Annotated in this window: 28 protein-coding genes; 19 read left to right on the top strand and 9 right to left on the bottom strand. The window is 38.9% G+C overall.

What is annotated here, in order from left to right; translation table 11 throughout:
- The first annotated feature begins 163 nt into the window (after positions 1-163).
- Positions 164-388: a 50S ribosomal protein L31 gene (rpmE, locus tag A7A69_RS02285; RefSeq protein ID WP_120369539.1), complete on the top strand. Its 225-nt coding sequence runs from the start codon at positions 164-166 to the stop codon at positions 386-388.
- Between the two features lie 106 nt (positions 389-494).
- Here rpmE and A7A69_RS02280 read toward each other — a convergent pair whose 3' ends face one another.
- From A7A69_RS02280 to A7A69_RS02255, 6 genes are all read right to left on the bottom strand, one after another.
- On the bottom strand, positions 495-1,418 hold the full coding sequence (locus A7A69_RS02280) for a CysB family HTH-type transcriptional regulator (RefSeq protein WP_120369540.1): 924 nt from the start codon (positions 1,416-1,418) through the stop codon (positions 495-497).
- 46 nt (positions 1,419-1,464) lie between these two features.
- Complete coding sequence (locus tag A7A69_RS02275; RefSeq protein ID WP_151981037.1) at positions 1,465-2,526, bottom strand: sulfate/molybdate ABC transporter ATP-binding protein; 1,062 nt, start codon at positions 2,524-2,526, stop codon at positions 1,465-1,467.
- A gap of 10 nt (positions 2,527-2,536) precedes the next feature.
- Positions 2,537-3,427: a sulfate ABC transporter permease subunit CysW gene (gene cysW / locus A7A69_RS02270; protein WP_151981038.1), complete on the bottom strand. Its 891-nt coding sequence runs from the start codon at positions 3,425-3,427 to the stop codon at positions 2,537-2,539.
- On the bottom strand, positions 3,424-4,257 hold the full coding sequence (cysT, locus tag A7A69_RS02265) for a sulfate ABC transporter permease subunit CysT (RefSeq protein WP_120369543.1): 834 nt from the start codon (positions 4,255-4,257) through the stop codon (positions 3,424-3,426). Before cysT ends, cysW begins: the two co-directional genes overlap by 4 nt.
- A gap of 68 nt (positions 4,258-4,325) precedes the next feature.
- Positions 4,326-4,931: an alpha/beta hydrolase gene (locus tag A7A69_RS02260; RefSeq protein ID WP_152876127.1), complete on the bottom strand. Its 606-nt coding sequence runs from the start codon at positions 4,929-4,931 to the stop codon at positions 4,326-4,328.
- A gap of 29 nt (positions 4,932-4,960) precedes the next feature.
- Positions 4,961-5,962 (bottom strand): sulfate ABC transporter substrate-binding protein, encoded by a 1,002-nt coding sequence (locus A7A69_RS02255; RefSeq protein ID WP_120369545.1) that lies wholly within the window; start codon positions 5,960-5,962, stop codon positions 4,961-4,963.
- Between the two features lie 165 nt (positions 5,963-6,127).
- Here A7A69_RS02255 and pabC point away from each other — a divergent pair, with 165 nt between their 5' ends.
- Genes pabC through tmk form a run of 3 tightly spaced genes read left to right on the top strand, consistent with a single transcriptional unit; the run spans position 6,128 to position 8,621 of the window.
- The gene (gene pabC, locus A7A69_RS02250; protein ID WP_151981040.1) at positions 6,128-6,940 is read left to right on the top strand and encodes an aminodeoxychorismate lyase; all 813 of its coding nucleotides are present in this window, start codon (positions 6,128-6,130) and stop codon (positions 6,938-6,940) included.
- Between the two features lies 1 nt (position 6,941).
- Complete coding sequence (gene mltG / locus A7A69_RS02245) at positions 6,942-8,012, top strand: endolytic transglycosylase MltG (RefSeq protein ID WP_152876126.1); 1,071 nt, start codon at positions 6,942-6,944, stop codon at positions 8,010-8,012.
- Between the two features lie 9 nt (positions 8,013-8,021).
- Positions 8,022-8,621 (top strand): dTMP kinase, encoded by a 600-nt coding sequence (gene tmk / locus A7A69_RS02240; RefSeq protein ID WP_152876125.1) that lies wholly within the window; start codon positions 8,022-8,024, stop codon positions 8,619-8,621.
- A 70-nt stretch (positions 8,622-8,691) separates the two neighbouring features.
- Here tmk and nadB read toward each other — a convergent pair whose 3' ends face one another.
- Positions 8,692-10,332, bottom strand: coding sequence for an L-aspartate oxidase (gene nadB / locus A7A69_RS02235; protein WP_152876124.1), 1,641 nt, complete (start codon positions 10,330-10,332; stop codon positions 8,692-8,694).
- 256 nt (positions 10,333-10,588) lie between these two features.
- Here nadB and A7A69_RS02230 point away from each other — a divergent pair, with 256 nt between their 5' ends.
- Positions 10,589-11,971, top strand: coding sequence for a Do family serine endopeptidase (locus A7A69_RS02230; RefSeq protein ID WP_151981044.1), 1,383 nt, complete (start codon positions 10,589-10,591; stop codon positions 11,969-11,971).
- Between the two features lie 92 nt (positions 11,972-12,063).
- On the opposite strand, the gene A7A69_RS02225 is transcribed toward A7A69_RS02230, so the two are convergent.
- On the bottom strand, positions 12,064-13,491 hold the full coding sequence (locus tag A7A69_RS02225) for a glutamine synthetase family protein (RefSeq protein ID WP_171500763.1): 1,428 nt from the start codon (positions 13,489-13,491) through the stop codon (positions 12,064-12,066).
- A 105-nt stretch (positions 13,492-13,596) separates the two neighbouring features.
- Here A7A69_RS02225 and A7A69_RS02220 point away from each other — a divergent pair, with 105 nt between their 5' ends.
- The 10 genes from A7A69_RS02220 to A7A69_RS02175 all read left to right on the top strand — a co-directional run bounded on the left by A7A69_RS02220 (position 13,597) and on the right by A7A69_RS02175 (position 21,461).
- Positions 13,597-14,046, top strand: a complete 450-nt coding sequence (locus A7A69_RS02220; RefSeq protein ID WP_152876122.1) for an acyl-CoA thioesterase — start codon at positions 13,597-13,599, stop codon at positions 14,044-14,046.
- Between the two features lie 227 nt (positions 14,047-14,273).
- Positions 14,274-16,091 (top strand): translation elongation factor 4, encoded by a 1,818-nt coding sequence (gene lepA / locus A7A69_RS02215; RefSeq protein WP_120369553.1) that lies wholly within the window; start codon positions 14,274-14,276, stop codon positions 16,089-16,091.
- Between the two features lie 62 nt (positions 16,092-16,153).
- A complete protein-coding gene (lepB, locus tag A7A69_RS02210; RefSeq protein ID WP_120369554.1) occupies positions 16,154-16,981 on the top strand; it encodes a signal peptidase I in 828 nt (275 codons plus the stop codon).
- Between the two features lie 23 nt (positions 16,982-17,004).
- Complete coding sequence (locus A7A69_RS02205) at positions 17,005-17,379, top strand: DUF4845 domain-containing protein (RefSeq protein ID WP_120369555.1); 375 nt, start codon at positions 17,005-17,007, stop codon at positions 17,377-17,379.
- A complete protein-coding gene (gene rnc, locus A7A69_RS02200; protein WP_120369556.1) occupies positions 17,351-18,043 on the top strand; it encodes a ribonuclease III in 693 nt (230 codons plus the stop codon). The genes A7A69_RS02205 and rnc overlap by 29 nt, the downstream gene beginning before the upstream one ends.
- 11 nt (positions 18,044-18,054) lie before the next feature.
- Positions 18,055-19,098, top strand: a complete 1,044-nt coding sequence (era, locus tag A7A69_RS02195; protein ID WP_152876186.1) for a GTPase Era — start codon at positions 18,055-18,057, stop codon at positions 19,096-19,098.
- Between the two features lie 24 nt (positions 19,099-19,122).
- A complete protein-coding gene (locus A7A69_RS02190; protein WP_152876121.1) occupies positions 19,123-19,320 on the top strand; it encodes an NF038104 family lipoprotein in 198 nt (65 codons plus the stop codon).
- A gap of 8 nt (positions 19,321-19,328) precedes the next feature.
- Positions 19,329-20,039 (top strand): DNA repair protein RecO, encoded by a 711-nt coding sequence (gene recO, locus A7A69_RS02185; RefSeq protein ID WP_152876120.1) that lies wholly within the window; start codon positions 19,329-19,331, stop codon positions 20,037-20,039.
- A 23-nt stretch (positions 20,040-20,062) separates the two neighbouring features.
- A complete protein-coding gene (gene pdxJ / locus A7A69_RS02180) occupies positions 20,063-20,788 on the top strand; it encodes a pyridoxine 5'-phosphate synthase (protein WP_152876119.1) in 726 nt (241 codons plus the stop codon).
- 10 nt (positions 20,789-20,798) lie between these two features.
- Positions 20,799-21,461 (top strand): MiaE family protein, encoded by a 663-nt coding sequence (locus A7A69_RS02175; protein WP_120369560.1) that lies wholly within the window; start codon positions 20,799-20,801, stop codon positions 21,459-21,461.
- 66 nt (positions 21,462-21,527) lie between these two features.
- Here the strand turns inward: A7A69_RS02175 and A7A69_RS02170 are convergent, their stop codons facing one another.
- On the bottom strand, positions 21,528-21,740 hold the full coding sequence (locus tag A7A69_RS02170; protein ID WP_241675196.1) for a hypothetical protein: 213 nt from the start codon (positions 21,738-21,740) through the stop codon (positions 21,528-21,530).
- A 171-nt stretch (positions 21,741-21,911) separates the two neighbouring features.
- Between A7A69_RS02170 and A7A69_RS02165 the strand changes: the two genes are divergently transcribed.
- The 4 genes from A7A69_RS02165 to A7A69_RS02150 all read left to right on the top strand — a co-directional run bounded on the left by A7A69_RS02165 (position 21,912) and on the right by A7A69_RS02150 (position 25,593).
- Complete coding sequence (locus A7A69_RS02165) at positions 21,912-22,415, top strand: chorismate--pyruvate lyase family protein (protein WP_152876118.1); 504 nt, start codon at positions 21,912-21,914, stop codon at positions 22,413-22,415.
- Positions 22,416-22,418: 3 nt separating this feature from the next.
- Entirely contained in the window at positions 22,419-23,300 is an 882-nt protein-coding gene (gene ubiA / locus A7A69_RS02160) for a 4-hydroxybenzoate octaprenyltransferase (RefSeq protein ID WP_120369563.1), read from the top strand.
- A gap of 149 nt (positions 23,301-23,449) precedes the next feature.
- Positions 23,450-24,619 (top strand): helix-turn-helix transcriptional regulator, encoded by a 1,170-nt coding sequence (locus A7A69_RS02155; RefSeq protein WP_152876117.1) that lies wholly within the window; start codon positions 23,450-23,452, stop codon positions 24,617-24,619.
- A 116-nt stretch (positions 24,620-24,735) separates the two neighbouring features.
- A complete protein-coding gene (locus A7A69_RS02150; protein WP_152876116.1) occupies positions 24,736-25,593 on the top strand; it encodes a hypothetical protein in 858 nt (285 codons plus the stop codon).
- The last annotated feature ends 10 nt before the right edge of the window (positions 25,594-25,603 follow it).

Here is a 25,603-nt window from a genome sequence, read left to right as displayed (position 1 = left end):
TCGGTGGGCCAAGAGAAATGGTCTGTTGTGGTGTTGATCTGCTGTGTTGTCTATTTTTAGTTGACCAGCCTTTCCTCAGTTTTGATTGATCTTTGGATTATCAGTTGAGAGTGATCAATTGCGATAACAGCTTAAGCCTTTCTTTAATTAGGAGTAATCGACCATGCGCGCCGATATTCACCCAAAATATGAAACACTAGTTGCAACCTGTTCTTGCGGTAACGTAATCGAAACTCGTTCTGCTCTTGGTAAAGACACTCTTTATCTTGACGTATGTTCAGCTTGCCACCCATTCTATACTGGTAAACAGAAGAATGTGGACACTGGTGGTCGTATCGACAAATTCAAACAACGTTTTGCTGGTATGTCACGTTCTATCAAACGTTAATACGAGAAAGTCTAAAACCAAGCATTTATTTGGTTTTAGTTCTCAAAAAAAGAACCGCTTTTGCGGTTCTTTTTTATTTTAGAGGAACAAGCAAATAGGCATACTCTTATTCCTCTGGATAAGCCACTTTTTTCAGTGCTTTAATATCTGCTTCTGGTGAACATAGCGAAATAAACTCATAGCCATAACCCCGCAGTAAATGACCTTTACGTACAGCAATCCATGTGGTGTTTAGCCCAAAAATATCAGTTTTAATTTGTTTTAGACGATAGTCACGTTCGCGGTCATAGGCGACATCATTGACAATTCCTACCCCCATGCCAAGCTCCACATAGGTTTTGATTACATCTGCATCTAGTGCAGACATCACTAGATCAACATCAATCCCTGCATCTTCAAAAGCTTTGTCGATTTTAGAGCGACCAGTAAATCCACCATGATAAGTAATAATTGGAAATTGTGATAATGCCTCAAGGGTAATTTCTTTTTCCTGCCCTAAAGGATGATTTTGGGGAACAATAATACTGTGTTCCCATTGGTAGTAAGGCACACTCGCTAGATTTTCTTCGGTCGTCAAGGATTCCGTTGCAATGCCAATATCTGCTTCGCCCTGAAGCAACATTTCTGCAATTTCAGTCGGACTGGCTTGTTGTAAAATCAGATGAACTTTTGGAAAAAGTTTTTTAAATTGATTTACGATAGGGGGAAGCACGTAACGCGCCTGAGTATGCGTGGTTGCAATGGTCAGTGTTCCTTCATCCACTTTATTAAAGTCATCGGCAAGACGTTTAATATTTTCAGCATCCACCAGCATTCTTTCTACAATACCCAATAGTGACTGACCAGGTTCGGTTAGACCAAGCAGACGTTTACCTTTACGGATAAAGAGTTGAACGCCGAGTTCATCTTCCAGATCTTTAATGTGCTTACTCACACCTGATTGAGAGGTATAAAGTGCAGCCGATGCTTCGGTCAAATTAAAGTTTTGACGGACAGTTTCTCGTATGATTCTTAATTGTTGAAAATTCATAATTTTTTATCTCTCTTTTGGGATGTATCGCATTCCCAAATTGAATCTAGGCGACTTGATCGGCAAATAAGTGAAGTTGTGATGCACTGACCCAGACACTTTGATTGGGTCTGAACTGATGCTGTCGTGCTTCTTCGGGGCTTAATGCGATTTCAATCAAGCGACCTTGACTATCTTGTAATTCGGCAATCACTTTTCCTGCAATCCATACTTCACGTACAAAAACAGCTTCGATACTGTTGTCGTGGGGTTGGGCATGAATATGTAACTCATCTGGACGAGCAAAAGCAATGACTTTACCCTGAGGAGCTTGCGCAGTAGAGGGTAAAATGATTTTATTTTCACCAATATGTACGATTCCATCACGATATTCACCATCAAAACGATTGGCTTGACCTAAAAAGTCAAACACAAAAGGTGTTGCTGGCTTTTCATAAACTTCACGTGGAGAACCAATTTGTTCAACATTGCCTTTATTCATGACAATAATTTGATCGGCTACCTCAAGTGCTTCTTCCTGATCATGCGTGACAAAAATAGAGGTAATATGCAATTCGTCGTGTAATGTTCTTAACCAGCGGCGAAGTTCTTTGCGTACTTTGGCATCTAATGCACCAAATGGTTCATCTAAAAGTAATACACGAGGTTCAACAGCCAATGCACGAGCAAGTGCAATACGTTGGCGTTGCCCACCAGAAAGTTGCGCAGGATAACGATCTGCCAAAAATCCAAGTTGAACCAGATCCAGTAAGCGGGTCACTCGTTTTTTAATTTCTGCTTCATTCGGGCGAGTGTTACGAGGGCGAACACGTAAACCAAATGCAATGTTGTCAAATACAGTCATATGGCGAAACAGCGCATAATGCTGAAATACAAAGCCAACTTGACGTTCACGCACATGCACATTAGTTGCATCATTGCCTTCTAGCAAAACTTGACCAGAATCTGCTGACTCTAAACCTGCAATAATGCGTAACAGGGTGGTTTTTCCGCAGCCAGATGGGCCAAGTAGGGCAACCAGTTGTCCTTCTGGAAAATCCAGAGAAATATCTTTGAGTGCGTGGAATGCACCAAAGTGTTTTTCAATATTTTTAACTTGAATACTCATTGATCATTCCTCAAGAAGCTGCTGAATCATTTCGGTTGTTCTGTTTTTCCTGACGAATTTCTACCCATGTTTTTAATATCAAGGTAATAATCGCCAAAAATGCCAATAAGGACGCGACGGCAAAAGCTGCGCTGTAGGTGTATTCGTTGTAGAGAATTTCTACATGTAAAGGCAATGTATTGGTTTCACCACGAATATGCCCTGAAACGACAGAAACCGCACCAAACTCGCCCATTGCGCGGGCATTACACAGAATCACACCATACAGCAGTCCCCATTTGATATTAGGTAAAGTGACTTTCCAGAAGGTTTGCCAGCCCGAAGCGCCAAGCACAATGGCGGCTTCTTCTTCTTCAGTACCTTGCGCTTCCATTAAAGGGATCAATTCACGCGCGACAAAAGGAACAGTAATAAACACGGTTGCAAGCACAATAGCAGGTACGGCATACAGGATTTTAATATCATGATCCATCAACCACGGCCCAAACCAGCCTTGCATACCAAAAATGAGTACTAACATTAAACCTGCAATAACAGGTGAAACTGAAAATGGTAAATCGATCAGGGTGGTTAAAACCGATTTACCGCGAAACTGAAATTTCGCTACCGCCCAAGCTGCCGCAACACCAAACACGACATTTAAAGGAACAGCGACTGCAGCAGTCAGTAGGGTAAGTTTGACCGCAGATAAAGTATCTGGATTAATTAATGCATTGACATAGACATCGATCCCTTGTCGAAAAGCTTCTACAAATACCAAAACCAATGGCAAGATCAGACAACTAAGAAAAAAGATCGAAGCGACAGTCAGTAGGGTATAACGTACCCAAGTCGGTTCACGGGTTGAATCACGTGATTGTAATTTGATTGCAAGTGCATTGCTGCTGGTCACTAAGCTCATTTCACGGTTCTCCCAGTACGACGGCTTGCCCATGCTTGAATTAGATTAATCAAGAGTAAGATTACAAATGAAATGACCAACATTAAGACCGCAATGGTTGTTGCAGCTGGATAGTCATATTCTTCAAGACGCGAAATAATCATTAAAGGTGCAATTTCAGTTTTAAAAGGCTGATTACCTGCAATGAAAATGACCGACCCATATTCACCAACGCCTCGTGCAAATGCCAATGCGAAACCAGTCAACAAAGCAGGAAGTAAAATTGGAAAAATGATCTTAGTGACAATTTGCCAACGGTTTGCACCAAGCGCAGAAGCCGCTTCTTCTAGCTCAGTTTCGATATCGGAAAGCACAGGTTGTACTGTACGCACTACAAATGGAATGCCAATAAAAATTAAGGCAATGGTAATCCCAATAGGGGTATAAGCCACTTGAATACCAAGCGGTGTTAGATATTGACCAATCCAACCTGTAGGTGCATATAACGAGGTAAGGGCAATACCAGCAACTGCGGTTGGTAGCGCAAATGGCAAATCAACAAGTGCATCCATTAAGCGTTTACCAGGAAAGGTATAGCGCACCAGACACCATGCCAGTAAAGAACCAAAGACCACATTGATTAAAGCTGCAATCAGTGCAGTACCAAAACTAAGCTGCAAAGACTTGAGGATTCGTTCTGAACTCAATATTTCCCATAACCCATCCCAACCAACACCAATTGATTTAATAAAAACAGCAGACAGTGGAATAAGAACAATGAGTGATAAATACGCTAGGGTAAAACCTAGTGAAAGACCAAATCCTGGCAGCACTCGGGATCGCTGCGACATGAGAACTCCTAAAAGAGTACGCCTGACAAATAGCAGGCAAATCTAAACAATATATAAATAAAAAAATATTAGATCGCGTATCTGAACAAAGAATCTTGATCGCTATATTGCATCAGCCGATCTGGATGACTTTCTTGAAGAATATAGTCAAATATTTCGGGAAAAGGACCAAAGCCTGATGCAACATTGATATGACCAACTTGCCCAAGATTGACAGGTTTGATCTGCCAAGCCTGAGCCAGACGCATGGCATCATCAAAGTGTAACCAAGGATCATTTTCACTCATGATGAGTTGTGTCGGCACAACGATTTTTAACTGATGAAAGTAGTCTGCGTAATCATAAACACTGTTTCGGGCAAATCCTGCTTCTCCAAAACGAGCAGGATTAGCTGGTGCAACCAATGTTAAATGCTTTACTTTTTTTCGTAGCTCTGGATGTTCAGCCAATGCCGCAACACTGGTTAAACAACCAAAACTATGTGCAACGATTTGAATGGGTTGTTCAATGAATTGAACAGTTGCAAGTAGTTGCTCGACCCACTCATTCAAGATTGGATGATTCCAGTCTTTTTGCTGCACACGAGAGCAATGTACAAGTTCACGTTGTAACCAAGATTGCCAGTGTTGAGGTTCACTACCTCCAACACCCGGAACGATGACTGTATGTACCATGACGCTGCTCCCTTATCGAATGCTAAATATTATTTAGCATTGTTTTCTTTTACGATTTGGTCAAAAACTCCACCATTGTCAAAGTGCTGTTTTTGAACTTTTGTCCAGCCACCAAACTCTTTATCAATGGTGACCAGTTTCAATGGCTTAAAGGTGCTGCTATAGCGTTTTAAAATGTCTGCATTACGTGGGCGGTAGAAATTTTTCGCAGCAATATCTTGTCCTTTTGGTGAATACAGGAAGTTTAGATACGCTTTTGCTAAGTTTTCATTGCCGTCTTTCTTCACATTTTTTTCTACAATCGCAACAGGTGGTTCAGCCAAAATTGAAAGCGATGGGGTAATGATTTCAAACTTACCCGGTTGTTCACGCTGTGCTAGATATGCTTCATTTTCCCAAGCCAGTAATACATCTCCAATACCGCGTTCAGCAAAAGTAGTGGTTGCTCCACGTGCGCCTGAATCCAAAACTTTGGTTTGTTTATAAATCTGACGTACAAATTCACGTGCTTTAGCATCAGAACCATATTGATGTTTTGCCCAAGCCCATGCTGCTAAATAGTTCCAGCGCGCACCGCCCGATGTTTTAGGATTTGGTGTGATAATTTCTACACCTGGTTTTACAATATCCGCCCAATCTTTAATGCCTTTTGGGTTTCCTTTACGCACAAGGAATACGATAGTTGATGTATAAGGGGTAGAGTTTTGTGGAAATTTCTTTTGCCAGTCAGCAGGTAATAGTTTGGCTTTTTCAGCAATTTCATCAATATCTGCTGCCAAAGCCAAAGTCACTACATCGGCTTGTAGGCCATCAATCACAGCACGAGCTTGTTTACCCGAACCACCATGTGATTGTTTAAAGTTGACATCCTGACCTGTACGCTGTTTCCAGTAAGAACCAAATTCTTTGTTAAAGTTTTCATAGAGTTCACGGGTTGGATCATATGAAACGTTTAAAAAATCTGTTGCTGCAAAAGACGAAACTGAAACCAATGCAGCCAGAATCCCCACCTTTAATTGTGCTAAGCGCATGTTTTTTCCCTCAAATATATAGAAATGTTTTGAACATGCGTGCAGCATACTGCGAGTTGTTATCCATAAAAAATAATAAAAAATGAATTTTATATGAATAAAAAAGAAATAGAAAAAGCTTATGTGTTTTTAAACTAAGCTGAGAAATCAACGGGATGTTTGGGAATGTGGTGTTTTAAGAATGCAGAACAAGTGGAAGCACTGGATTTACAGGATCGAGCATTTCATTATGGTGATGGATGTTTTACCACAGCTCGCATTTATCAGGGGCATTTTGAATTAAAAGCACGTCATATGCTGCGTTTAAAAAATAGTTGCCAGTATTTGTATCTCAAGGCAGATTTATCACTTATTGAAAAAAGTCTGGAACAATTGCAAAGTCAATTGGATGTTTTGGATGGTACGCTTAAAATTATGATTAGTCGTGGTATAGGTCAGCGCGGCTATAGCTTGCCCGCACAAACCGCAGATGTGTATGTCTGGTTTTATCCACAGATTCAAACTGAATTTAGCCCCCAATTGATACAAACTGGAGTTTTGAATCAAGTTGTGGGTATGAGCATGCCGCACTTGGTTGGTTTAAAAACTTTAAATCGACTGGAGCAGGTTTTACTCAAACAAGAGGCAGATCAACAGCAATGGGCAGAAGCGCTGGTGACTGATGTACAAGGTTTGATTGTGGAAGGTGTAAGCAGTAATTGCTTTATTTATTTAAATGATACGTGGATTACACCTGAACTTCGTTATAATGGCGTGCACGGTGTGATGCGGGCAGAAATTTTATCCAGAATGGAAAAGTTTGATGTACCTGTGGCGCATGGTTTTATCGATATGGATGAAATTCCAAATATTCAGGCATTGTTTTTTTGTAATGCACTCAATCCGATGAAAGCCGTGACACACCTTGATGGAAAACCCTTAGACTCCCAAGTTTGTGTAGAGCTTTTTCATACACTTCAACTGAACCAGATTCACTGATATGTCAAAACCTTCAAATAAGCCTAAAGCAAAGAACAAAAAAAAGCCGCCAAGTAAGAGCAGCTTTTTTACAAAAAATCGAAAATGGCTTGCGGCATTTTTTATTTTAGTCATTGCAGTGGTAAGTGTCTTATGGATGAATCTTTTTAAGGATTATCCTATTAAAGGAAAAAAAGAGTTACTGGTGGTTGCCAATGGCGACACTTACTCGCATTTTATCGAACGTATGGCCAAAGAAAATCAAGTTTCTATTCCTTTGATTTTAAAAATTTATCAGAAATTTTTTATTCATGACACCATGAAAGCAGGGGTGTATGAAGTCCCTCAAGGGATGAGTATTCGACAAGTTTTAGTGATGTTGTCTAATGCTGAAAATGCACAAATGATTCGAGTTCAAGTCATTGAAGGAACCACTTTTAAACAGTTAATTGCCAATCTGAAAAAAGATCCTTATGTGACAAAATCCGTTGTAAATTTGCCTGAAGAACAAATAACAAAAGAATTAGGATTACCTTATTCGCATCCTGAAGGTTTATTTGCGCCAAATACTTATTTCTTTTCAAAAGGTGAAAGCGATAAAAAAATTCTGACTGATTTATACCATTATCAAATGAAAGCTTTAGATCAGGCATGGCAAAATCGTGCGGCAGATTTACCTTATCAAAATAAATATGAAGCCTTGATTATGGCGTCTATTATTGAAAAAGAAACCAGTCTGGATCGTGAGCTTGAGCAAGTGTCTGGGGTGTTTGTACGCCGTTTAAAATTGGGAATGCGTTTACAGACTGATCCAACCGTGATTTATGGCATGGGGGATAAATATCAAGGCAGAATTAGCCGAGAGGATTTACGTACTCCTACCGCTTATAACACTTATACCATGTCTGGTTTACCGCCAACACCAATTGCTATGCCGGGCAAAAAAGCCATTGAAGCGGCAATGCATCCTGACCAATCAAAAAATATTTACTTTGTTGCGACGGGCAATGGTGGACACAAGTTCAGTGAAACCTTGCAACAGCACAATCAGGCAGTTCAGGATTATTTATCCGTGTTAAGATCAAAAAACTAGGGAGACGATATGTTCATTAGCTTTGAAGGCACGGAAGGTGTAGGCAAAACCACATTAATTCGAAAGATTTATGAGCATTTTGAAAGACAAGGTGAGCAAATTGTACTGACCCGTGAACCAGGTGGTACGCCTTTGGCTGAAAGAGTGCGTGATTTGCTGCTCGCGGTGAATCATGAAGAAAAAATGGCACATGATACAGAGCTTTTATTGATTTATGCAGCGCGCGCGCAGCATTTAGAACAAGTGATTGTTCCCGCATTAAATGAAGGTAAAACAGTGCTCAGTGATCGTTTTACCGATGCTAGTTATGCATACCAATGTGCGGGACGTGGTTTAAGTAAAGAAAAACTGAATATTCTCAATCAAACTTTTGTCTCGCAAATGCCTGATATTACCTTTTGGTTAGATGCCCCGATTGAACTAGGCATGTCACGTGCGCGTGAACGTGGTGCTTTAGACCGTTTTGAACAGGAAAAAGTAGATTTTTTTCAGCAGGTGCGTCAGGGTTATCAAGATTTGCATGATTTGTATCCAGAACGGATCAAACGTTTAGATGCGACTCAAGCCCCTGAAGTCGTATTAGAGCAAGCATTAAGTCATCTACAATAAATCATTTTAATATAAAAAAACGCGCGAAAAGCATAAAACTTTCGGGCGTTTTTTTATTGAAATTTTGAACTTAAACGACATTCACTAAAGGTTGTTCTACTTCAAAATTCGGTGGCGAAAGTACCGTTTTTCGTAGTTCAGTTCCGAGTTCAGGATAATCAAGCGTATAATGTAAACCACGCGACTCCTTACGTTGCATGGCGCAGCGCACAATCATTTCTGAAACCAATACCAGATTTCGCAGTTCAATCAAATTTTTACTGACCCGATAGCCCTGATAGTATTCGGTAATTTCACGTTTTAACATTTCAATGCGGTGTAGGGCACGTTCAAGACGTTTAGTGGTGCGCACGATACCGACATAGTTCCACATAGTCGAACGTAATTCATCCCAATTTTGCAAAATTACCACATCTTCATCTGCATCTGTGACCTGAGATTCATCCCACGTTGGTACATTAGGCAATTTAAAACTTGAGTTAAATTTGTTCTGGATATCCTGTGCAGCACTCATGCCATAAACAAAACATTCGAGTAGCGAATTACTGGCCATACGGTTTGCACCATGCAATCCTGTATAGGAAGTTTCACCAATCGCATATAAACCTTCAATGTCGGTTTGACTATGTTCATCCACGACCACACCACCACACGTGTAATGGGCAGCTGGAACTACGGGAATCATATCTTTGGTGATATCAATACCTAACTCAAGCAGTCGCGTATAAAGTGTTGGAAAATGTTCCTGAATGAACTCAGCAGGTTTATGCGTGATATCGAGCCAAACATGGCGAATACCCAATCGTTTGATTTCATGGTCAATGGTACGTGCCACGATATCTCGTGGTGCAAGTTCCGCGCGTTCATCAAAACGTAACATGAAACGTTCGCCATCTGGCAAGCGTAAATAAGCACCTTCACCACGCATGGCTTCTGTAATTAAAAAAGAACGCGCTTGTGGGTGATATAAGCAGGTCGGATGAAACTGGTTAAATTCCATATTCGCTACACGACAACCAGCACGATAAGCCATGGCAATACCATCGCCTGTTGCAATATCTGGATTTGACGTATAAAGATAAGCTTTCATCGCACCGCCACAGGCTAAGGCTGTAAATGGTGCCAAAAAGGTATGAACTTTCTCTGTTTTTTCATCAAGAACATAAAGACCTACTGCACGATTGTTCTGATCTGTATGACCTAATTTATGTAATGTAATGACATCAATCGCGACATAATTTTCAAAAATTGTCAGATTTTTTTGTTCTCTGGCACGTTGTACCAATGTGGTAGAAATTGCTTTACCTGTTGCATCTGCCGCATGAATAATACGGCGCTGTGAATGACCGCCTTCACGGGTGAGATGAAGTTGATCTTCTTCATCAAGGGTAAATTCAACACCATGATTTAACAGAAAATCAACCGATTGACGACCACCTTGAACCGTTTGCTTGACTGCATCAAGTTCACATAAATGTGCCCCTGCAATCATAGTGTCATCAATATGCTGTTGAATGGAATCTGTTTCATCCAATACCGCAGCAACACCACCTTGTGCATAAAAAGTACTGGCTTCAGTCAATGTGGATTTTGCTAAAACAGCAACGTTGTAATGACTTGGTAATGACAAAGCAAGGCTTAAACCAGCGCCGCCACTGCCCACAATGATCACATCAAAATGATGAGTTGTGTTTAAATCAGGCATGTCCATCAGCTAATTTACAAAAAGTTTGCTAATAACACGCTTTTTTTTAAGAAAAGGCAAGACTCTATATGCTTAAATCTAAGTCAAATTTTCAATAAACTTTCAATTTTTAAAAATCTGAATGATCAAAATATAGAAAATTTAATGGAATAATCACAATTTTTAATTCTGGAAATAATAAACATATTATTACGGAAATACGAAAAAAGTTGTGTTAAAACAATTGGGTCTAACCTAAAACTAGTGTGTGAGTTTGTGCTACATGAATAGTCGCTATTTACAAAATGGAATGTACGCCATGGTATTTACTATGGCTGCTGTACAAGCGGATGCTGCAACCCCTGTTGATTTCTCAAGCTTGGTAGAACAAGTTAGCCCAGCGGTAGTGAGTGTCAATGTTGTTAAAAAAATGACTCAGGAAGAGTTGTTACAGCAACAAGTACCAGAAATTTTACGCCGTTTTTTTGGCAATCAAGTGGTGATTCCACAACAGCAGGCTCCACAGGAAAAAGTCGGCTACGGCAGCGCCTTTTTCATCAGTAATGACGGTTATTTATTGACAAATCACCACGTGGTTGAAGATGCTTCTCGCATTACCATTACCTTGCAGGATCGACGTGAAATTGATGCAAAAGTAATTGGTAGCGATGAACGTACCGATGTGGCATTACTTAAAGTGGACGGTACGACTTATCCTGCTTTAAAAATTGGTAACGTGGATCAACTTAAAGTGGGTGAACCTGTGCTTGCAATTGGTTCTCCATTCGGTTTCGATTATTCAGCATCTGCAGGGATCGTGAGCGCAAAATCACGAAATATGCAGGGTGAAACTTCTGTTCCATTTATTCAAACCGATGTCGCGCTAAATCCGGGCAATTCAGGCGGGCCATTGTTTAACCAGCGTGGTGAAGTGGTCGGCGTTAACTCTCGTATTTTTAGTGGTACGGGTGGTTACATGGGCTTATCATTTTCCATTCCGATTGATGTGGCGATGGATGTGGTACAACAGCTTAAAACTACAGGAAAAGTCACACGTTCTTATTTAGGCGTAATGTTACAGGATATCGATCGTAACCTTGCTGATGCCTATAATTTGCCGCGCCCAGAAGGCTCATTGATTAATCAGGTAGCGCCAGGTTCTCCTGCTGCTAAAGCAGGATTAAAAGCAGGCGATATCATTATGAAATATAATGGTTCACCTATTTCAAGAACCTCTGATCTTTTAAATTATCTCAATCGAACTATGCCTAAGCAGTCGATACAATTAGAAATTTTACGTGATGGCAAGCCACGCAGTATTTCTGCAACCTTAACCACTGCACCAGATGACACGCCTGCAACTTCAGAACGTTCTGCACAGCAAAATGGTCCTGTTTTAGGAATGGCAATTCGCAACCTGACAGCAGCTGAACAATCACGTTTGGATGTTCGTGGTGGTATTCTGGTTGAAGATGTCACTCGAGGTGGATTGGCAGCACTGTCGAATATTATTTCAGGTGATGTGATCACTCAAATTAATAATACAGCCATTTTAAATACCAGTGATTTTACTAAAGTGGTTGCGACTTTACCTAAAAACTCTGTTGCACGTGTCTCTATTGTTCGTCAAGGACAGCGTGCCATGTTGGGTTTAAGAATTAAATAATATTGATTGCAAAGTCAGTTTTAAATCAAGCCATCTATACCTTTTAAATTTTAAGGATAGATGGCATTTAAAATAGGATTTATGGAAAATAATTAAATATCCCATTGTTTTTCAAATATGGTCATTTGATTATAAATGGATTGGTGTTCACTTGATTTTAATGTATACCAAGTTTCACAAAACTCTTTTCCTAATATTTCTTTTATAAATGAGTTTTTTTTGAATTGTGTGAGTGATTCAATTTGATTGGTCGGTAAAAATATATGATCATCTGGGTATTTTAATAAGTGTGAAGGTTTTTTGATTTCAATGTGATGTGTTAATCCATAAAGTAAGCCTGATAATATAACAGCAACACATAAATAAGGGTTACAGTCTGCACCTGCTACACGATATTCAAAACGTTGATTTTCCTGATCTGAACAAGGCAGGCGGATTGCCACATTTCTATTGTTGATATTCCAGTTCGCTTCAAGAGGCACGTGCTGCCCTAATTGAAAACGACGATAAGAGTTGATATTTGGTGCTAAAATTGCCATAGAAGCAGGCATCATTTCAATCATTCCGCTGATCGCCTGTAGCATTTTCTGTGATGGTTGCTTGAGATCTTCTGAACTAAAATAATTCTTAAACAATGCATCGCAAAGACTCATATGAAAATGCATGCCACTACCTGCCTTCGCTAAATCAGGTTTTGCCAGAAAACTTGCATGTACATGATGTTGCTTAGCGACTTGTTTAATGATCTGTTTTAAAGACATGATTTGATCGCATAACTGTAAAACATTTGCACGATGTGGAATATTGATTTCATATTGTCCTGCTGCTGACTCTGAAACAATTGAGATAATTTCAATATCTTGCAAAGCGGCGATTCGTTCGACTTCATCTAATATAAGTTGGTAGTCTTCAGGAATGTTCATATCAAAACATTGGTTTGGACGAAATAGTCCATCTCTTTGTTGATCTTGTTTGTATAAATAAAATTCAAGTTCAGCCGAAATTACAGGAAAATACTTATGCGCATTACATTGTTGCAGTACTTTGTTTAAAACATTGCGTGGTTCATACGGACATGATGTACCATCTTCTTGCTGCATAGTGAGGTAAACTTGAGCATTGTATTCTGGATGGATCGCACTGGGCTTTAAACTGCCCAAAATGGGGAGACATAATCGATCAGGTTCGCCGATGTATTTACCTAAACCCGTTTCTTCTATTACTTTTCCGTCTAAATCCATTGCATAAATGGACAATGGGAAGTAACAGCCTTTATCCAGTTTTTTTAAACTGTTAATGTCAATTCTTTTGCCACGAATATGTCCATTTAGATCGTGTAGTATAATGTCGATGTGTTGAGTATTAGGATATTTTTCTAAATATTTTTTTACTTCATCTGCAAAATTAGCTTGTGGCTCAAGATTTATTTTTTTAAAAATACGGTTGTTATCAAATTTTCTGCCCTTATTTTTATAAGGTACATAATCTTGTTGCTGTCTTAAAATACCAAGGCTACTCATCATAAAAACCTTTGTTTATGGGATAAAGTAAATCCTAGATGAATAAAATTTAGAAGTAACGTAAAATGTGCGTAACTTTTTTAGCAAAAAAATAGTTTCAATCTGATGAGTGCGATTTTTGATTTAAGGCGAACAGTAGCGTCTGAACATATTGATCAATTAGGGCACGTGAACAACGTGATTTATGTGCAATGGATGCAGGACGTTGCAACAGCTCATGTAGATGCAATAGGGCTTGGTTTAAAAGAGTATCTTGAGCTGAATCATGCCATGGTTGCTATAGAGCATCATGTGCAATATCGAAAAGCTGCTTTTGAGGGCGAAGAAATTATACTGCGCACATGGCTAGATGCGATTGATAGTTTATATTTGTCTCGACAATATGTTTTTTATCGACCCAAAGATCAAAGTGTATTGTTTGTTGCCAAAACAAAATGGGCCTGTGTTGAGATCAGTACTGGGCGACCAAAACGTATGTCTCCAACATTTACTCAAACCTATCAGCCTTTAGCTAAAGAAGTAAATCCGATTGATTTTACAGTGAACTATTTATAAGTCGTTATAAATAAGTGCTTAATCATGATCAAGGTCGTATGTATAAAACACGCGGCATTCAACAATTTTGGTTGTGATTCACTGAATAGTTTTAAAAGCAGAATGATCACACTATATTTTTAATGTACGGTTGCTTATACTGTGCAGCAATTTAGGACAGTCCTTTTACATCTTGCATACTGTGTGAAGTATTGCATCCAAAGATGTACTTTTTTTCAGAGTAATCTATGGCGTCGGCTAAAAAATCCGTTGATATCAAAAACATTCGTAACTTTTCGATTATCGCTCACATTGACCACGGTAAGTCAACATTGGCTGACCGTTTTATTCAAATGTGCGGTGGTTTGCAGGACCGTGAAATGCAGGCTCAGGTTCTGGATTCAATGGAGCTTGAGCGTGAGCGCGGGATTACCATCAAGGCAGCATCGGTAACACTGTATTATACGCATCCAAATGGTCAGGAATATCAGCTTAATTTTATTGATACTCCTGGACACGTTGACTTTTCTTACGAAGTGTCACGATCTTTGGCAGCCTGTGAAGGGGCATTGTTGGTCGTGGATGCAGCACAAGGTGTTGAAGCACAGTCTGTTGCCAACTGTTATACCGCAATTGAACAAGGTCTGGAAGTTCTTCCTATTCTGAATAAAATTGATTTACCGCAGGCAGAACCTGAGCGGGTGATTCATGAAATTGAAGAAATTATTGGGATTGAAGCAACTGATGCACCTACTTGCTCAGCCAAAACTGGTTTAGGGGTCGAAGGTGTATTAGAGCGTTTGGTGGATGTGATTCCAGCCCCTGAAGGTGACCGTGAAGCACCGCTACAAGCATTAATTATCGACTCTTGGTTTGATAATTATCTTGGTGTGGTGTCTTTAGTCCGCATTAAACAGGGTCGTATCCGTAAAGGCGACAAAATGTTGGTTAAATCCACAGGTCAAACGCATCCTGTGACTTCAGTTGGCGTATTCAATCCTAAGCATACTGAAACTGATATTCTTGAAGCGGGTGAAGTTGGCTTTGTCATTGCAGGGATTAAAGATATTTTTGGTGCGCCAGTCGGGGATACCATTACCTTATCGACTACACCAGAAGTAGCAACATTGCCAGGGTTTAAAAAAGTAAAACCACAGGTATATGCAGGCTTATTCCCAATTGATGCTAGCGACTTTGAGCCATTCCGTGAAGCTCTACAAAAACTGCAAATTAATGACTCAGCTTTATTCTTTGAACCTGAAAGTTCTGATGCATTAGGTTTTGGTTTCCGATGTGGCTTCTTGGGTATGCTACATATGGAAATCGTACAAGAGCGCTTAGAGCGTGAGTATGATCTGGATCTGATCAGTTCTGCACCGACAGTAATCTATGAAGCGGTGACTAAAAAAGGCGATACGATTTATATCGATAGCCCTTCAAAAATGCCAGATGGCAGTTTGGTTGAGGATTTACGTGAACCGATTGCTGAGTGTCATATTCTTGTTCCTCAAGAGTATTTAGGCAATGTCATGACTTTATGTATTGAACGTCGCGGCGTACAAAAAGATATGAAATTTTTAGGAAATCAGGTTTCCTTAACGTTTGAAATTCCGATGGCAGAAGTCGTGATGGATTTCTTTGATAAGTTAAAGTCTTGTTCACGTGGCTTTGCTTCACTGGATTATAACTTCGTGCGTTTTGAAAGTTCATCTTTGGTTAAGGTTGACGTGTTAATTAATGGTGAAAAGGTCGATGCCTTGGCCATGATTTGTCACCGTCAGGATGCACGTCATCGCGGGATCGCACTGGTTGAAAAGATGAAGGATTTGATTCCACGTCAAATGTTCGATGTCGCTATTCAGGCAGCCATTGGTGCACAGGTTATTGCCCGTTCTACTGTAAAAGCCATGCGTAAAAACGTATTGGCGAAATGTTACGGTGGTGACGTATCGCGTAAGAAGAAATTGCTTGCGAAACAAAAAGAAGGTAAGAAACGCATGAAACAGGTGGGTAGTGTTGAAATCCCACAAGAAGCGTTCCTAGCCGTATTAAAAGTCGATAGATAATGTGGGGAAAGCATTGCTTTACTCTGCCGAAAGACGAGCAGCTTGGCTGCGAGTGAGGTTTTGTGGATTTTGATTTTAATTTGATTCTCGTTCCAGTCACACTTATATTTTTTATTGTGTGGCTATTGGATAAGTTGGTTTTTAAACAGCGTGCATCCAAAGGGCGTGAAAATGAAAATTTTCTCATTACATGGGCATATGATTTCTGGCCTGTTTTGGCTGTTGTCCTTATTCTGCGTTCTTTTTTGTACGAGCCGTTTAATATCCCTTCGGATTCAATGGTACCAACATTGGAAACTGGTGATTTTATCTTGGTCAATAAATTTGACTATGGTGTGCGTTTACCCATTATTAATAAGAAAGTGATTGATGTTGGTGAACCAGAGCGTGGGGATGTGATTGTTTTTCGTTATCCACCGCAACCGACAATTAGTTATATTAAACGTGTCGTCGGTTTACCGGGAGATCATATCGTTTATGATCATGGACAGTTGAGCATTAATGGTCAAAAAGTACCTAAAGTTGCGACAGAATTTCATCGTGAAAAAGATATTTTAGATACACCAACGTCGATTTATCATAAAGAAACGCTCGGTGATCATACCTTTACGATGCGAGAGCTAGAAGGCGTCAATATTGCTCGACAGGCTCCGTTTATCAATTATATAGAAAATGGTAAATATTCGAATCAAGATGGTTTATATTGGGAAGTGACTGTTCCGAAAGGGCATTATTTTGCGATGGGTGATAACCGTGACCAAAGTGCTGATAGCCGTTTTTGGGGATTCGTTCCAGAGGAAAATTTAACAGGTCGAGCATTTTATAAATGGATGCATAAAGAACCTGGCTTTAAGATTCCATCGTTCAGTCGTAACGGAAAAATTGACTAAAAACATAATTAGGAATATTCAAAATGCGTAAGTCTCAGCAAGGCGCTTCGTATTTAGCTATTTTATTTGGGGTGGTCTTATTTGCACTGGCAGTCAAGGCTGCCGTTGTTATTTGGCCTGCATATTGGGATGACCGTGTGATTGATAGTCAGATTGAAGAACTGGTTAAAAACAGTCCTTCAGATATCACAGCTACAAAGTTTGATACAGAAATGGAACAACGTCTGAATATGAATAATATTCGTGATTTACATTTCAAGGATATTGCCAAAGTATCAAACAAAGATGGTCTAAACGTCAGTAAAAAATATGAAATAAGAAAACCGTTCTTATTGAATATTGATTTAGTTCTAACATTCGAGAAAAATTTTGATCAAAGGTCAGTCCAAGCTAAGTGATCCTCGATTACCGAGCAGGATTGGTTATCAGTTTCAGCAAGCCGAGCTACTTCAGCTTGCTTTAACACACCGATCTGTCAGTCACAAATACAATTATGAACGTCTTGAGTTTTTGGGCGACTCATTACTTGGCATGATCATTGCCAATTATTTATATCAGACCTATCCACATGAAAATGAGGGTCGGCTTACACGTATGCGTGCTACACTGGTACGTCAGGAAGCTTTAGGCAAGATTGCAAACGATTTGAAACTTAGTCGGTGTTTAATATTAAGCACAGGTGAATTAAAATCGGGTGGTCATCATCGTGAATCGATACTGGCAGATACAGTAGAAGCCATTATTGGTGCAATTTATGTCGATAGTGGTGATTTAGAACTGCTTAAAAGTATTGTGTTAAAATGGTATACGCCGTATTTGGATCATATTGAGCCAAGTGATCAACTCAAAGACCCAAAATCACGTTTACAAGAGTATCTACAAGCACGTAAAAAACCTCTCCCTGTTTACGAGGTTGTAGATATTCAGGGTGATGCACCTCATCAGCACTTTAAAGTGCAATGTTCTGTAGCGGGACTACCGAATATTATAGGTGAGGGTTCAAGTCGACGTTTTGCGGAACAAGCAGCGGCGGCAGAAATATTAAAGTTATTGGAGCAATAGCCTGCATGTCCATGCATTCTGATCAAGTCAATCCAGATTCAAATGAAAATCCTGAAACTCAACATAGTGAAAATCAGGCCAATCAACTGATTGATCAATTTTTTAGTGACAATGGTGTCACTATTCCTGCTGACTTTAGAAGTGGCTTTGTTGCGATTGTTGGCCGACCAAATGTAGGCAAATCTACACTGATGAACCATTTATTGGGTCAAAAGTTGTCGATTACTTCACGTAAACCGCAAACCACACGTCACAAAATTGTGGGTATCGATTCGCGCGAAAAATCGCAAGCAGTATTTGTAGATACGCCTGGAATGCACAAAAAAGAAGTCCGTGCCATCAATAAAATGATGAACCGCGCGGCGCATTCTGCATTGCGTGATGTCAATCTGGTTTTATTTGTTGTAGATGCACAAAAGTGGACTCAAAACGATGAACTGGTTTTGGAAAAGCTTAAAAATGCAGAAATGCCAGTCATCTTGGTGATTAATAAATTAGACACCTTTGAAAATAAAAACGAAGCGTTACCACTTATTCGTGAACGTGCAAAATTGATGAATTTTGCTGAAATTGTACCTGTTTCAGCATTGCGCGGTGCGAATTTGGATCACTTACGTGACACCATTGAAAAATATTTACCTTTTCAGCCGCCGCTTTATTCAATGGATCAAATCACCGATCGTTCTGAGCGTTTTCTGGCAAGTGAGATTATTCGCGAAAAAATCATGCGTCAACTTGGTGAAGAGTTACCGTATGATCTAACGGTACAAATCGAGTCATTTAAAACTGAAGAAGAAACCATTAGCGAAAAAACAGGTCGTTTAAAACCTGCTTGTACCTATATTGATGCTACGATTTTTGTGGAACGCGCTGGACAAAAAGCCATTGTCATTGGTGAAAAAGGTGCAAAACTTAAACGTATTGGTATGGAAGCAAGAACAGACATGGAAAAAATGTTTGAGCAAAAAATCATGCTGACACTATGGGTGAAAGTCAAAGGTGGCTGGTCTGATGACGAGCGTGCGCTAAAAAGTCTGGGTTATAGTGATATTTAAACAAACAGGGTTAGAGAAGAAATAATGACAGTCATGATGCGATGTGTTGGAATTTTTACCTGTGTTTTTATGCTGCAAGGTTGTATTACCAAAATTGTGACTGTACCTGTAGAAATTGCTTATGGAACCACGAAAGCCGTAGTTAAAGGTACTGCGGCTGTAGTAGGCGCGGTGATTCCTGATGGTGATGATGAAAAAGATCAGAAAAAAAAGGATGATTGATCTTTTTTATGCGTAATGAAGTCGTTCATGGCTATCTGATTCATCATCGAAAATATCGGGAAAAAAGCCATATAGTGCATTTGTTTACTGAAGAATATGGTCGTATGGATGGTATTCTCAGGCAAACACCGCCACCTCAATATCAACCGATTACGTTACAAGCAACGGGCAAAGGTGATTTGAAAAATTTCACCAAACTTGAAATTTTAAATCACCCTGTTTTTTTTCATGGTGATGCTTTTTTTGCAGGATTTTATTTAAATGAAATCTTGTTACGCTTGTGCCCTTTAGAAGAGGCGATGCCGCAATCATTTAGCCAATATCAGAAAACATTGGCACAGTTACAACTTTTGTCTTCGCATCCACAGCCCGCTTTATTTTTAAGACAAATTTTACGTCAGTTTGAACATGCTTTATTGCAAGAGCTAGGTTATGCTGTTGATTTTCATGTAGATTGTAATCAGCAGCCTATTAGCACACTTATGTCTTATCAATTTCAGACAACGGAAGGGTTTTTACCTGTTGCGAGTCGTAGTTCTGCAAGCCTGTCAGGTGAGTCGATTTGTTGTATGCATAGTTACGCAGATGGTGAAGAATTTTCTGCCGAACAATTGCAATTATTGGGTAAACTATACCGTCAAATGATTACATCTTTGTTGGGTGATCGGCCTCTAAAAAGTCGTCAGCTTTGGATACAAAGTACACAATCACATTCTTAATTTTTTGCTTTCAGGAATTATCTATGGCTGCTTTGCTTGGTGTGAATATCGATCATGTTGCGACGTTAAGACAAGCGCGGGGCACGATTTATCCAGATCCAGTTCAAGCGGCATTAGTATGTGAACAGGCTGGAGCACAAGGAATTACTTTACATTTGCGTGAAGATCGTCGACATATCCAAGATGATGATGTACGTCGTATGCGCCCATTATTAAAAACGCATATGAATTTGGAAATGGCTGTCACAGATGAAATGGTAGAGTTTGCTAAAGAGATTCAACCGCATCATGTGTGTTTTGTACCTGAACGTCGTCAGGAAGTAACTACTGAAGGTGGTTTAAATGTCGTCGGACAATTGGAAAAAGTCAAAGCAGCGACTCAAGCCCTAGCTGAAATTGGTTGTGAAGTTTCATTATTTATCGATGCTGAGTTAGCCCAAATTGATGCTGCAATTGCCTGTGGGGCGCCCACAATTGAGTTGCATACAGGTGCTTATGCCGATGCTATAAATGATGAAGAGCAACAAGCTGAGCTTGCGCGAATCATTCAGGGTGCAGAATATGCAGCCAGCAAAGGCTTGATTGTTAATGCCGGACATGGGCTTAATTTGGAAAATGTTGCTCCTATCGCTGCAATTCCACAGATTCATGAATTAAATATTGGTCATTCGATTATCGCAGATAGTATTTTTGTCGGCTTAGCACAGGCTGTACAACACATGAAAGCCGCTATTCAGGCAGCAAGATAAGAGTTTATAAATGTCAAATCCCAACTATGATGAATTAATGCAGCCTGTGATTAAATTTTTAGGCTGTCAAACTCCTCAGGCATGGTTAGATGAAGCCGTTAATAATCTTGATTTGTTAATGCAAGACCATGCAAATTGTGAAAAAAAAGCTGCAGGAACAGCGATGAACCTGATGTTCCGTTATAGTTTTTTTACGGATTTACAGGTCAAACTGGCTCAACTGGTTCGTGAGGAAATGTTGCACTACGAACAAGTACTTGAGTTTATGAAAAAGCGTGGTCAAGAATGGAAAGCAGTCAGTGCTGGACGCTATGCCGGTGGCTTGCGTAAAGAAATTCGAACTTATGAACCTGAAGCATTGATTGATGTCATGATTGTTGGGGCATTTGTAGAAGCGCGCTCTTGTGAGCGTTTTCATGCACTCGCGCCTTTAGTGGATGAAGAACTTGGGCGTTACTATCGTTATTTATTGAAATCAGAATCACGGCATTTTGAAGATTATCTGGCTTTAGCCATGGAAGTGGCAACCACGACCAAAATGAAAAATCCAGAAGAAGATATTCAACAGCGAATTGAACATATTCGTGAAGTTGAAAAAAACTTAATTTTGGCACCTGATGATGTATTTCGTTTCCATAGTGGTATACCTGCAAAAGTAGCGGCATCTGTTTGATTTATTTAATTTTAGAAACACAAAAGCCAGTTTGAAAACTGGCTTTTACACTTTTTTGAACAGTAATTAACTCACTATTTTCTTTTGAATATCATGATGAACTAAACTTCCCCATACTAGCCCTGCAATAAAGCAAATACTAAAATAGACACCAAAGGCAGTAATAGGTAAGCTTGGTTGATTCAAAAAGAAATAGCGATAAAGCAACATTAAAATAGTAAAACCACAGCCCCAGAATATTCCACCGTAAAGCAAAATAAATCTGAATTTGTCATTCATCATAATGGTCTTAAGCTATGCCTGTGATAAATGCCCTATATGATATATTAAAATATTCTCAGATAGTGAAATTTATTACAAATTTATGAAAAAAGAGCGTTGCTTAAAATCGCAGCATTCTCAAGATAAAAATTCGGTTAAACTAGGTTTTCTGATCGGAGCGAGCGTGTTATGCAAATCATACAATCCAGACTTAAGCAGGAAAAAAGTTTAACTCCTGAATTAAAAAAATGGTTGTATGCATCAGGCTCCCTGACTCAGCAATTGACAGATTTGGCGTCTGGTCAGTTTCGGGTTGAACCCACCAAAGAACACTTTCAGCGTTTAAGTTTTATTGATAGTCAGTGGATGAACATGCCACATACACATAGTGCATGGGTGCGAGAGAGTTTACTTTATGGATGTGAAAAGCATGCATGGGTTAAGGCAAAAAGTATTTTCCCAATTTTAAGCTTACAAAAAAAAGCCAGAATCTTTCAGCATATTGGAACAAAACCAATTGGAAAGTTTTTATTTCAGCGTACAACCCCAGTCTGTGAACGCCGAGTAATTTATCTAGAGGATGGCTGGACTCGACAAAGTTGTTATATTTGGCATGGCTGTAAATTCATTGTACAAGAAACATTTCTCACCACATTTGAAAACTTTATTCAGAAACAAAATGAACAGGGGTAAGTCATGGCAATAGCGCAATCCATCACATGGCGACAACGTTTAGAAGCCTATTATTATTTATGTCGATTTGACAAACCCATTGGGACAGAGTTGGTTTTTTGGCCAACGATGTGGGCATTATGGATTGCAGCAGAAGGGATTCCTCCATTACATGTCTTATTGGCTTTTGTTTTTGGTACAATTTTTATGCGTGCAGCGGGTTGTGCAATTAATGATTTTGCTGATCGTGAAGTCGATGGTTATGTAGAGAGAACTAAAACCAGACCACTTGCTACAGGCATTATTCAACCCAAAGAAGCGATTGCTGTATTTTTAATTTTGGTTGCCGCCAGTGCTTGTATGTTGTTCTTTTTGCCAATAGCGACATTTTATTGTGCTTTTGGTGCTTTGGGTTTAGCTTTTATTTACCCATTTATGAAGCGTTATACGCATTTACCACAAGTGGTTTTGGGTATGGCATTTTCATGGGGCATTCCGATGGCGTTTACAGCAATGGGTAAGCCTTTAGATTGGACATGCTGGTTATTATATTTTGGAAATTTATGTTGGACAGTGGCTTTCGATACACAATATGCCATTACCGATCGTGAATATGATTTAAAAATAGGGGTTAAATCTACTGCAATTCTTTTTGGTAAATACGATATTGAAATTATTTCTTTATTGCAGTTTTTAAGTATTGCATTGATTGGTACTTCTTTTTACCTTGCCGATATTCTGTTTCCGTGGGGGCTTGTGGCTTTGTTATTGGTTGCAGCTGATTATTTTTATCAATGGTCAAAAACCAAAACTCGTGATCCGCAGATGTGCTTTTGGGCATTTCGGCATAATCGTTGGGTTGGTGTCATTATATTTATAGGTATTTTTTTGGCTTATACTATATAAATTTGCCGAGTATAATTATGTGAAATTTTATGTGAGTTATTTATTTTAATTTATATTGTGTTGATTTTATTTTAAATTAAGATTAATGTAATTTACTTAAATTTTATTTTTCATATATACTTATTTTTAAGTATGTATGAGAAATTTTTATGCATAAAAATCAAAACTATAATATTTATTATGATGAGCTAGTAGAACTTATTTATAAAATTCCACTGGGGCAAGAGAGTTGGAATAATTTTGCTGAAAGAATCAACCAGATTCTGGATACTTCATTAGTACAAATTGCAGCCATAGATTTAAAATATCAGGTGATGTCCTACTGTGTAGGTAAAGGTACAATGCCTGATGATTTACTGGCTGTTGCGCAGGTGATGCATCTTCATTATCCAGTGCGAGAAGATCCGCGTTGGCCTCAAATCTTGAATCCGCAAAGACAAGGTTGGTACCAGAGCCACACACATATCAATGATATATATATTGAGTCTTCTGATTTATATAAAAATATTTTATTGCCTATCGGGCTATATTTTTTGTCCGTACATCATTTGTTCTGGAATGAAGATTTATGCGTGGTGTTCGGTATACACACATCCAAGCAACGTCAGCCCTTAAATGACGAAGAACTTTCTTTTTTAGATCGTTTGTTGCCACATCTTCGGCGTATTGCACTACTACAAAAACACATCTATGAGTTTTCAAATAAAGCAATTATTGGCTTTGCATTAATTGATAAGCTCATGCAACCCATTATGCTTTTGAATCTTTCGGGTGAAGTTGCCCATACAAATCAGGCAATGAATAATTTAGTAGAAAAAATACCGTTTGTTCAAATCATTGATAAATATTTAAAAATACCTGATCCATATTTAAATCAACTTAATCAAAAGCTTCAATATGTTGAATATCTTTTTAGATGCAATCAATTGATTAATAAGCAAACATCAGAAGAATGCTGTATAAAAATATTGATGATAGATGGAGAGGTTTTGTATATTTTTATTACTTTGTTAGTTTCAGAGCAGGAAATAAAAGCCTTTGGAATAAGGCCTATGGTTATGTTGACTTTTTATTCTCCGAAACATGCTGTTAGTCTTGATCCTCATTTGTTAAATGTAATATTTGGACTGTCACCTGCTGAATCAAAAATTGCATTAAAATTACTAGAAGGTGATTCACCGAAAGTTATTGCTCAAAAACATCAGGTAAATGAAGATACTATACGTAAACAAATACAATCTATATTTAAAAAAACAGCGACAAATCGGCAGTCTGAACTTGTAAAACTATTTTTAAATATGCCTGCGCAAAAATACTAGTTAAAATAATTTTATTTTATTCCCTATTTATGGAATAGACGATAAATCATTTTTCCCTAAAACTAAGACAATCTTGTAGTAAGGGGAAAACAATGAAATATTCAATATTAACAACGATGTTGTTTGGCAGTTTATTTTTAACTGGATGTGGTGGTTCTAGTGATGATAGTGGTCAAAGTAACACATCAGGAAGTAATTCTAATTCTTCTGGTTCACAGAGCTCAGGGGAAAATAGTAATGGAGCATCTGTTTCAGTAACACTGGTTGATAAAATAACAGGGATTGCGGTTAGAGAGTCGCTATACGAAGGTGTGATTGCCAGTATTATTGATGGTGTAGATGAATTAAAAGAAAATAAAACCTGCACATCTGGAAGTTACCAACGTACAGGGAGTGTCGTTAGTTTTAGTCAATGTAAGGGGTTGTTTGAAACTGACGATCAAGCGTCAGTGAGTGGGTCGCTTGATTTGGGTGATGGCAGTACTTATACACTGACTAATTTTGTAGAAAGCTTTCCCACAGGCGAAACGCGTACACTAAATGGGAACATTAAAGAGACCAATAATAATGATACCAGTGGCTCATTTAGTACATCAAATCTAAGTTTGGTTTCAGATTTGAACGCTACTAAAACAACTTATAATTTAAGTGATTATGCTCTGAACTGGGCAGATCAGGATATCACTAATGTCAAAATAACTATCTCTGGACATATTAAGCAAACTGGATTGAAAGAGGGTAATTTTGACATGACCTTCACCAATGCTAACGATCCATATTTTCTAAAAACGAATGATGATGGCATTGCGGGGTATCCTTATTCGGGAACTCTGACGATTACCGATACATCAAATAGTATTAACCCAATTACAGTCACCAAAGTGAATAGCACTAGTGCACAATACAAGGCTGTAATAAATAATACGACGTTGTTTGACAAGACAATTGCATGGTCTGAATTGTTAGCATTCTAATAATGAATTG

Origin of the sequence: Acinetobacter guerrae (genome assembly GCF_009372255.1) — a bacterium.
Lineage (GTDB): Bacteria > Pseudomonadota > Gammaproteobacteria > Pseudomonadales > Moraxellaceae > Acinetobacter > Acinetobacter guerrae.
The sequence above is the reverse complement of the archived record's forward strand: the minus strand, read 5'-3'. Positions and strand labels throughout refer to the sequence as shown.